The sequence below is a fragment of the Shewanella sp. 125m-1 genome (assembly GCF_052977065.1).
The window spans coordinates 22,576-30,052 of record NZ_JBRILT010000056.1 but is presented as its reverse complement, the minus strand read 5'-3'; the positions used below and the strand labels follow the sequence as shown (position 1 = coordinate 30,052).

General features: G+C 43.1%; 5 protein-coding genes. All 5 read right to left on the bottom strand.

What is annotated here, in order from left to right; all coding sequences use genetic code 11:
- Nucleotides 1–116: 116 nt before the first annotated feature.
- A complete protein-coding gene (locus tag ACVBIK_RS18545) occupies nucleotides 117–1,160 on the bottom strand; it encodes an HDOD domain-containing protein (RefSeq protein WP_447170248.1) in 1,044 nt (347 codons plus the stop codon).
- Between the two features lie 93 nt (nucleotides 1,161–1,253).
- On the bottom strand, nucleotides 1,254–3,671 hold the full coding sequence (gyrB, locus tag ACVBIK_RS18540; protein ID WP_447161640.1) for a DNA topoisomerase (ATP-hydrolyzing) subunit B: 2,418 nt from the start codon (nucleotides 3,669–3,671) through the stop codon (nucleotides 1,254–1,256).
- A 16-nt stretch (nucleotides 3,672–3,687) separates the two neighbouring features.
- On the bottom strand, nucleotides 3,688–4,770 hold the full coding sequence (gene recF, locus ACVBIK_RS18535) for a DNA replication/repair protein RecF (RefSeq protein WP_447161639.1): 1,083 nt from the start codon (nucleotides 4,768–4,770) through the stop codon (nucleotides 3,688–3,690).
- Between the two features lie 119 nt (nucleotides 4,771–4,889).
- Nucleotides 4,890–5,990 (bottom strand): DNA polymerase III subunit beta, encoded by a 1,101-nt coding sequence (gene dnaN / locus ACVBIK_RS18530; RefSeq protein WP_447161638.1) that lies wholly within the window; start codon nucleotides 5,988–5,990, stop codon nucleotides 4,890–4,892.
- Nucleotides 5,991–6,009: 19 nt separating this feature from the next.
- Complete coding sequence (gene dnaA / locus ACVBIK_RS18525) at nucleotides 6,010–7,395, bottom strand: chromosomal replication initiator protein DnaA (RefSeq protein ID WP_447161637.1); 1,386 nt, start codon at nucleotides 7,393–7,395, stop codon at nucleotides 6,010–6,012.
- Between the last annotated feature and the right edge of the window lie 82 nt (nucleotides 7,396–7,477).

The window sequence follows — 7,477 nt, the reverse complement described above, 5'->3', positions numbered from 1 at the left end:
TTTAAAAACACTCGGATTTTGCCATCTTATAAAGATCGGTCAACCGATCAATAAACTGCTAAATGATCGGCATTACCCTTTGGCGCGTTTTTTATTGGGACTTTTTAGGAACAAACTTAAAACTGCACAAGTTTCAAATGCAGCTGCTCAAACGTTTCACGGTCTATGCTCGCTTCAAATAACAAGCGTTCTAATTGCTCCAGCTGTAACTTACCCGCTTCAAATAGCATAGAGCATTCACTGATAAGATTAGCGCGCCAAACCACCTCAGCAAGCCCACCAGCAGGCTTAGAATCAATGACAGCTAAACGGCTGAGCTCTGCCTCAAATAATGACGGTAACTCCCAATAGCGAGCCAGTAGCGCGCTGAGACTCAAAGACTTGGTTGTCATTACCTGCCGAAATAAACTAGAGCAAGGTTGTTCACCGGGTTCTGCTTGTTTAAATGCTTCTAATAACAGCTTAAAAATCGCAATCTTACCCACGTCATGCAATAAGCCTAATAAAAATGCACTATCAGCTTCCTCTTGAGCAAGCTCACTCGACAAGTAAGCCACTTGCATAGAGTGGCGCCATACTTGACTGCCGAAACGACGAAAATAAATAGGTTTAATATCAATAACTTTACGCATCATCGCAGTAGTAACAAAACGTCGCATCTGCTCACGTCCAAGCTGCACTAAAGCCAGCTGTAAGCTAGTGATCTCTTTATCGCTGCGTCTAAACAGTGGCGAGTTACATAGCTTTAATACCTCAACACTCAAGACAGGATCTCGCTCGATTAGGGCTAACAGTGCTTTAGTATCGCTATTCTCATCGGCGAGCTGCTGGTCTAATGCCGCTATTTGCGTCGGCAATTTTAATACCCGATCAGCAATTGCCTTGGGTGATGTGAGAGCGGCTTCAACACGTCTAAATACACTTTTTTCAAGCTCGTTTGCTGTGCCATTTAGCTGGGTGCTTGGGAATAACAGGCTATAGAACAATGCAGAAAGGTCTATCGTCACATCAGCAACATCTGTTGCTGCCTGCGCTTTTATTGGCTTAGGCTCACTGAGTGTGGATTGAAAGTGTTCCATGGAGCCACTAAAGCTCTTTGGTTGCTCAATAACAACCTGCTCTCTGATATTAAACAGTTTTTTTAGCGCTTTACTAAACAATTTTTTATGACCAGTACGGGGTTTTTAACAAAAAAAATCGGTGCATATAGCACCGACTTTACTCAATATTTAAGTTTACCGATAAAACTAAACTTAAACGTCGAGGTTTGCCACATTAAGCGCGTTTGCTTCAATAAACTCACGACGAGGCTCAACTTGATCACCCATCAAACAAGTAAATAGTTGATCAGCACCAATCGCATCCTCAATGGTTACTTGCAACATACGACGTGACTCAGGATCCATTGTAGTTTCCCACAACTGCTCAGGGTTCATTTCACCCAATCCCTTATAACGCTGAATGTATAAGCCACGCTTCGATTCGCTCATCAACCACTCTAGCGCTTCAACAAAGCTGACAACATCTTTAGTACGCTCGCCACGTTGTACATAACCGCCGTCTTCAACTAGGCCGTTGATTTCACTACCCATCTTAACGATGCGTTGGTAATCAGTAGACTGGAAGAAGTCATACGAGAACATATAGTGTGTATCGATACCGTGCTTACGGATGGTAATCTTTGGCAAATAAACCTGACGCTCAGGATCAAGTACTGGCTCAGCGCTATATAAGATACCGCCAGTTTCTTTATCAATAAGATCAGCGACAAATGCATCAGCCCAGGCTTTAACTTGTGCTTCGTCACTCAACATGTCATTAGTGATTGCTGGGTGATATAGCATTAGATCTGTGATATTAGTTGGGTAACGTTGCTCTAAACGAGCAATGATAGCTTCAACTTCACGATACTGATTAACTAAACGCTCTAGCGGTTGACCAGACATGCCTGGTGCACCTTGAGACGGATAGATATTGGCATTATCTAATGCTTGCGTTGTTAAGTATTCTGTCAATGCAGGATCATCTTTCAGATACTGCTCTTGTTTACCTTTCTTCACCTTGTACAAAGGTGGCTGCGCGATATAAACATAACCACGCTCAATCAGCTCAGGCATTTGACGGAAGAAGAAGGTCAACAGCAGTGTACGAATGTGCGAGCCGTCGACGTCAGCATCGGTCATGATAACGATGTTATGATAACGCGTTTTATCAGGGTTATATTCATCACGACCAATACCACAACCTAGTGCAGTAATCAGTGTTGCCACTTCTTGAGAAGATAACATCTTGTCAAAACGGGCTTTTTCTACGTTTAGAATCTTACCTTTAAGTGGAAGAATCGCTTGGTTCTTACGGTTACGACCCTGCTTAGCACTACCGCCCGCAGAATCACCCTCCACTATGTAAATTTCAGAAAGACCAGGATCTTTCTCTTGGCAGTCAGCAAGCTTACCTGGCAAACCACCTAAATCTAATGCGCCTTTACGACGAGTCATTTCACGAGCTTTACGCGCCGCTTCACGAGCACGTGCAGCATCGATAATCTTACCGACGATCAATTTCGCTTCGTTTGGATGCTCCATTAGGTAATCACCTAACTGCTCACCCATTGTTTGCTCAACAGCTGACTTAACTTCACTTGAAACAAGCTTGTCTTTAGTCTGTGAGCTGAACTTAGGATCGGGTACTTTAACAGAGATAACAGCAGTTAAACCTTCACGAGCATCGTCACCGGTAGCTGCAGTTTTACCTTTCTTGTTAAAACCTTCACGTTCCATGTAGTTATTTAGGTTACGTGTCAATGCACCACGGAAGCCCGCTAAGTGAGTACCACCATCGCGCTGTGGAATATTGTTAGTAAAACAGAAAATATTCTCTTGGAAGCCATCGTTCCACTGCATAGCCACTTCAACGGTAATACCGTCTTCACGCTCTTGAATAAAGTGGAATACTTCTTTATTTACTGGTGTTTTGTTAACATTCAAGTAGTCAACAAATGCACTGATACCACCTTCATACTTGAAGAATTCGTCACGGTTATCGCGCTCGTCTACAAGACGAATACCCACGCCTGAGTTCAAGAATGATAACTCACGAACACGCTTAGCTAAGATATCGAAATGGAACAGGACATCAGTGAATGTCTCTGTACTTGGCCAAAAGCGGATTTCTGTACCTGTCTTAGTCGCTTCACCGATAGGCTTAATTGGTGCATCAGGTACACCGTGAGTATAAAACTGCTCGTATACCTTGCCTTCACGACGAATGGTCATTTGCAATTTAGAAGAGAGCGCGTTTACAACAGATACACCAACACCGTGCAAACCACCCGATACTTTATAAGAGTTATCATCGAATTTACCACCAGCGTGAAGTACGGTCATAATAACTTCAGCAGCAGAGATACCTTCCTCTTCGTGGATCGATACCGGGATACCACGGCCGTCATCTCGCACTGATACCGAACCATCGGCATGAATGGTAATAATGACGTCGTTACAGTGGCCCGCTAACGCTTCATCGATAGAGTTATCGACCACTTCGAATACCATGTGATGTAGACCTGTACCATCATCGGTATCACCGATGTACATTCCTGGTCTCTTACGTACCGCATCAAGGCCTTTTAGAACCTTAATACTCGAAGAATCATAACTATTCTCTGACATATTATTCTCTCGTCGGTTATTCAATTACCGTTACACAACCGTGTTCCACATGGAACATCTTACTTGGCGGCGTGATTAACGAATCCACTATTGCTGCAGGCTCAATAGCCGTGACAAAAACTTGTGCCCCGGTATCAGCTAATTGCTGTAACAATAGTTTTCTATGCTGTGCATCCAATTCCGATGGAAGATCATCCACCAGATAAATACTTTTTTTATCTATTTGTTGTTTGAGCAACTTTCCCTGTGCAATGCGTAACGCACAGACTAACAGTTTCAACTGGCCACGAGATAAAGCGTCTTGAGCGGGTAGGGTTCCTACTCGTAATCTTAAGTCCGCTTTATGAGGCCCGCTGACGGTATAGCCTGTGGCTAAATCTCTAGGATATTGCGTCTCGAGTAGCTGTGCATACTCAGTTTTCGCATCCCATCCTCGGGTGAAAGAAACCTTAACATCTACCTGAGGTAAAAACTCTCCGATTATACCCTTAAGTAGCTCATTTAACGAGTCTACATATTGCTTTCTTATGTCGGTTACCAGTTCAGCATAACGAATAAATTCTTTATCCCAAAATTGTATCGAACTATAGGGTGAACCATCTCTGAGCAACTGATTTCGCTGTTTTAAAATTCGACGAACATTGACCCATGCAGCATAAAAACGAGGGTCAGAATGAAATGCGCCCCAATCAATGAACTGACGTCTGGATTTTGGCCCTTCGAACAGTAATGAAAAGCTCTCAGGCGTGATCACTTGGATCGGTAAGGTTTCAGCTAACGTCGATAAACGCTTTACTTTATCACCATTAATTTTAACTTCAATATCGCCACTTCTAAATCGGCGTAAACCTATCTTACTCTGCTCGTCACCGTTCTCCATATTGGCAAACAGGGTCAAAGCATCATCGTCATTCTTAATCACACGTTGTGAGAGATGACTACGAAAAGACCGCCCCATTCCAAGGAAATAAATCGCCTCAAGAATGCTGGTTTTACCGCTACCATTCTGACCGTAAATTAAGTTAAGTCCGTCACCCGGCAGCAATTGTGCAGAGGTTATATTTCGAAAAGCTTCAATATGAAGACGGCTAAGACTCATTGATGACCTTTATAACAACGAAGGAGAGCTCTATGGCTCATTATGAAGTTAACCTGATAAAAACCCGTTAGGCCTTTATCAGGTTAGTCATTGATAGCTATAGAAGAGAGAGCTGTAGACTACAAACGCATTGGCATAACAACATACATAGAGTCTTGCTCTATATGGTTGTCGATAAGCGCACTTGAGTTGCCGTCTATCAAGGTAATACGTACATCATCAGAAGGCAGGTTATTTAAGACATCGAGTAAGTAACTGACGTTAAAGCCTATCTCTAGCGGTGTATTGTCATATTCAACATCTAAGATCTCTTCTGCCTCTTCCTGTTCAGGATTATTAGCTGTGATCTTAATTAAGTTATTTTCAAGCTGTACCCGCACACCACGGAACTTTTCATTCGACAGAATAGATGCACGCAGTAGCGCTTGTTTTAGCTGAAGACGACTAGCAATAACGATTTTGTCGCCACCCTTTGGCAGTACGCGACGATAATCAGGAAAACGTCCATCAACTAACTTACTGGTAAACGTGGCTGTTGCCGTGGTCGCTCTAATCGCATTGTCGCCAATCGCAATAGTGACATCGAGATCGTCAGCTTCAAACGAACGCATCAGCTCCAATACACCTTTACGCGGTACAATCACTTGCTTTTCAGGTAACGAGGCTTCGATCATACGATGGCTTAGCGCCAAACGATGTCCGTCTGTAGCAATAGCGCGCAGCACGTTACCTTCAGTTTCAAGTAGCAAACCGTTGAGGTAATAACGTACATCTTGGTTAGCCATAGAGAACTGCGTCGCATCAATCAGCGACTTCATTGTGCCCTGCTTCAGGGTAAACTCAATCTCAGCCTCAAAAGCATCGACATTTGGATACTCTTCAGCTGGCAAAGTAGCCAACGTAAATCGACTGCGACCCGAACGTAATAGTAAACGATTGTCTTGCTGCTCTAACTTAAGTTCTACCTGTTCAGGCAGAGACTTAACGATATCCAAAAACTTCTTTGCAGGGACGGTAGTACGACCTTCTACAACCTCACCTTCGAGCTGAACTTCACCGACTAATTCGACTTCTAAATCGGTACCAGTCAACTTAAGTGAGTGATTACTCACTTCGACTAGAAGGTTTGCCAGAATTGGCAAGTTGTGACGTCTTTCAACCGCACCACTGACTAATTGAAGCGGTTTTAACAAGGCGTCCCTATCAATTGAAAATTTCATTGATTCAATATCCCTGATATTAAGAAGATAAAGTTCTTATCAAGTTAGCATAATCTTCTTTAATGTCATGACTTTCTTCACGCAACTGGGCAATTTTACGGCATGCGTGTAAAACAGTTGTATGGTCACGACCACCAAATGCATCGCCAATTTCAGGCAAACTTTGGTTGGTTAATTCTTTTGATAACGCCATTGCCATCTGTCTTGGTCGCGCCACGCTACGTGAACGACGCTTAGATAACATGTCAGCCATCTTAATCTTGTAGTATTCCGCTACCGTCTTTTGGATATTATCGATAGTGACTAGCTTCTCTTGTAGAGCCAGCAAATCGCGCAATGCTTCACGCACAAAATCGATAGTAATCGGACGGCCGGTAAAGTTAGCGTTAGCAATAACACGGTTTAGCGCGCCTTCAAGCTCGCGTACATTTGAACGTAAACGCTTAGCAATAAAGAACGCCACTTCATCAGGTAAGTTAATGCCACTCTCTTGCGCTTTACGCATTAAGATCGCCACACGGGTTTCTAACTCTGGTGGCTCAATAGCAACCGTTAGGCCCCAACCAAAACGAGATTTAAGACGATCTTCAACACCGTCGATCTCTTTCGGGTATTTATCCGATGTAAGAATGATCTGATGATTACCTTCTAGCAATGCATTAAAGGTGTGGAAAAACTCTTCTTGAGATCGATCTTTGTTAGCAAAGAATTGAATGTCATCGATAAACAATGCATCCACGCTACGGTAGTAACGCTTAAATTCTTCAATCGCGTTATTTTGTAACGCTTTAACCATGTCTTGCACGAAACGCTCAGAATGCATGTAAACCACTTTTGCATTCGGGTTATTTTTAATTATGCCATTACCAACAGCGTGCAATAGGTGAGTCTTACCTAAACCAGTGCCACCATAAAGGAACAATGGGTTATAAGCACCACCAGGATTTTCAGCCACCTGCAAAGCAGCCGCTTTACCTAATTGGTTTGATTTACCTTCTACGAAGTTATCAAACTGGTAAGTAGGATTAATATTACTGCGGTGATTAGCATTCGCCATTGGCTCTGCATGCGGAGTATTAAAAGAAGGCTTAACAACTTCTCTACTAGCAGGTCTGCTAGTTCTTATTGCTGCAGTGGCTTGAACAACTGGCTTAGCCGACGGGCGGCTACCGATATCAAAGCGCAAATTTGGCGCATCGCTACCCATTTGTTCAGTAAAAAATTGGTTGATGATATTTAGGTATTTGTCCCTAACCCAATCCAACACAAAACGATTAGGCGCATAGATGACGAGTGTGTCGCCTTCCATTTCTGCTTGTAACGGTCTTATCCACATACTGAATTGCTGAGCAGGTAGCTCATCTTGCAGCCTTGCGATACATTGTTGCCAAAGTGAAACCGCCACTGTAGTTATCCCCAAAAGATCATACAAAAGAGGCCTATTCTATAGTGAGATCACGCTGATCGCTATCCTTTAAATATATTTA